This window comes from Paraburkholderia sp. EG286B, assembly GCF_040965655.1.
In the GTDB taxonomy this organism is placed as follows: Bacteria; Pseudomonadota; Gammaproteobacteria; order Burkholderiales; family Burkholderiaceae; genus Paraburkholderia.
Map to the genome: position 1 here is coordinate 1 of NZ_JBFRCF010000093.1, position 2,412 is coordinate 2,412.

2 protein-coding genes are annotated in these 2,412 nt (G+C 65.8%); both read right to left on the minus strand.

Annotated features, from left to right (window positions below; translation table 11 throughout):
* Positions 1–412 precede the first annotated feature (412 nt).
* Positions 413–1,771: a sensor histidine kinase gene (locus AB4Y42_RS43745; RefSeq protein ID WP_368697821.1), complete on the minus strand. Its 1,359-nt coding sequence runs from the start codon at positions 1,769–1,771 to the stop codon at positions 413–415.
* Positions 1,747–2,412, minus strand: a 666-nt coding sequence (locus AB4Y42_RS43750) for a response regulator transcription factor (protein WP_368697822.1), incomplete at its 5' end; no start/stop codon positions are given. The genes AB4Y42_RS43750 and AB4Y42_RS43745, both read right to left, overlap by 25 nt.

Consider the following 2,412-nt stretch of genomic DNA (forward strand, 5'->3'; position numbering starts at 1 on the left):
GTGCGGCGGCCCGGCGCGCCCGGGCGTCGCTGCCCCCGGCGCGGGACACGCGGCAGGGCGGCCTTTTCTGATCAGGATGGCGCGCTTACGGAGTGACCGGTGGTGGCCGAGAATTCTCTCCGCGACGCGGAGAGAATCGTGCTGCCGCGGACCGGGGTGTTCCGCCCGGTCGGCGTTTCCCGGGAACGTGCCGTGTGTGCCGACCCAAGCCACCCATACCGGGCTTCATCCATGACACAGTTACTTCCCAACTCCCTGTTCGAGGACGTCAGATCGCTGATTGGCCGCTCATCAAGTCCGTGGCTTTGCGGCCATCAGCGCTCGCCGCCCGGGTCAATCTAAACATTCCGAATGTTGACGACACTCCGAGTACGGACTGATGGATACGGGAAGATGTGCGCTCCCAGCGAGATCAGCGAGACTGCGATGGAATCCGCACCGACACGCGCAAGCCGTGTTGCGTATGCGTGTCGGTGGGCGCCAGACTCACTTCGGCATCCATCCGGTTGGCAATCGTCCGGACGATTGCCAGTCCGAGCCCTGAGCCGATCTGCTCGTTACCCGGGATGCGATAAAACGGGTCGAACACACGAGCACGCTCGTGCGGCGCGATGCCTGGGCCGTTGTCGGCAACGGTCAACAGCGCCTGGCTTCCTGTCTCCCGGACGGCCAGATTGACCTGTCCCCCGTCTGGCGTGTAGCGAATCGCGTTGTCGACGAGATTCCTGATCAGTGTCGTCAATTCGATGCTGTCGACGCTCACTCGCACATCCGGCCCGTCTTCGACGCCGATATCAATATGCTTCGCTTCAGCAAGTGGCATCAGGTCTTCGAGCACACGCCGCCAGGTCGCATGGATCGACACCGGTTGCATGGGCTTGGCTGGCTTCGCCTGTATCCTTGCGAGTGCGAGCAACTGCTCGATCAGCTTGCGGCTGCGCTCAAGGCCGCCGCGCAGCGTGGTCAGGCGCGCGCGTGCGTCGACCGGCAGATCCGTTTCGCCAAGCCGCTCCGCCTGAAGCGACATCGCCGTGAGTGGTGAGCGAAGCTCGTGCGCCGCGTCGGCGACGAAGCGGCGTTGCGCATCGACCGACTGTGCCACACGTCCGAGCATCCGGTTGATCGCCACGACGAACGGCCGCATCTCGACCGGCACGTGATCGGTCTCGACTGGCTGCAGGTCGTGCTCGCTGCGCGCGTCGATTTCGGCCGACAGCGACGCGACCGGCCGCAGCATCTTGCGTACGAGATCGGCGACGACCAGCAGCAGAATCGGCAGCAGGATGATTAGCGGCATCGCTGTCCGCCATGCGCCTTCGCGCGCGGTGTCATCCCGCACGCCCGCATCCTGGGCGACTGCGATGCGCTCGCCGTTCGCGAGCGTGCGAATCAGCAGGCGCAGCGTCTGACCGTCCGCATCGAGCGTATGGAAACCGTCAGGCAGCGTCGCTGCACCGGCGAGTCGCCGGTCGCCGGCAGCAAGCGGCGCCCCGTCGCGTTTCAGCGGTTCGACGATCACGCGTGGTGCTTCGTCGCTTTCGGGCGTGTGTGTGGCGCTGCCGGTCGGCGAAGCAGACATCGGCGCGCTTTGACGATCGAGCAGCGTCGCGATCTGACGCAGCACGTCGTCCTGGAATTCATGCGCCTCGACGTACGCCGACGAGAACGAAAAGGCCGCCGCCGCGGTCGCGACGACCAGGATCGCGACCGAGAGCGCGACTGACAGGCGGAACTGGATCGATTCTTTCAGCCGTTTCTTGACACCATCCATCCGACACCTCTGACGTTCTTGATCACACTGCTGCCGAGCTTGCGGCGCAGCGAGTGGATCAGGACTTCGACTGCGTTGCTTTCGACTTCCTCGCCCCAGCCGTAGATGCGGTCCTCGAGCTCGCTGCGCGACAGGATCGCACCGGGGCGTACGAGCAGCGCGCGTAGCAACGAGAATTCGCGGTTCGACAACGGTATCGGCGCACACGCGCCGACCGCGACTTCGCGTGTCGCCGGGTCAAGCGACACGATGCCGTTGCTCAGCACGGGCGCGGCCGAGCCGACCTGACGCCGGATCGCCACGCGAATCCGCGCGAGCAGTTCGGCCATTTCGAACGGTTTGAGGATGTAATCGTCGGCGCCGCCGTCGAGCCCGCGCAGGCGGTCGTCGAGGCCGTCGCGCGCGGTGATGATGATGACCGGTACCGCGCTGCCCTTCGCGCGGATGCCGGCCAGCACATCGAGGCCGTCCCGGCCGGGCAGGCCGAGGTCGAGCAGGATCAGGTCATAGCGCTGCGCGGCGAACGCGGTCAGCGCGAGCGCGCCGTCCGTGACGCGATCTGCCGCGTACGAGGCGTCCTTCAGCGCAGCCTGGACAGCTTCGCCAATCATCGGGTCGTCTTCGACAAGCAGTATCCGCAT